The following is a 234-nucleotide window of genomic DNA, read 5'->3' as shown; positions in this document are numbered from 1 at the left end:
GCGGCGACGAGCGCGAAAAGGGCGAGGTCCAGATCAAGGACCTGATCGAAGGCGCGCGCATGTCGGCCGAGATTTCCGACAATGCCGAGTGGCGCGCCGCGCGGCCCGCGCAGGTCACCGTGCCGGAAACCGATCTGGTGGCCGAGGTGAAGAAGATCCTCGATGCGCAGGCGGCCGACAGGGCAGGGCAATGAGCGCGGCGGTAAACGGAGACCGTCGATGAGCTCGCGATCT

1 protein-coding gene is annotated in these 234 nt (G+C 67.1%); it reads left to right on the top strand.

The annotated features are described in order from the left end of the window. On the top strand, nucleotides 1-194 hold a 194-nt coding region (locus CSR02_RS09115; RefSeq protein WP_208616824.1), incomplete at its 5' end, for a hypothetical protein. Nucleotides 195-234: the final 40 nt, after the last annotated feature.

It is taken from the genome of Acetobacter pomorum (assembly GCF_002738225.1).
Classification (GTDB): Bacteria; Pseudomonadota; Alphaproteobacteria; order Acetobacterales; family Acetobacteraceae; genus Acetobacter; species Acetobacter pomorum.
Note: the sequence above shows the minus strand (reverse complement) of the source record. Positions and strands in the feature narration are given on the sequence as shown.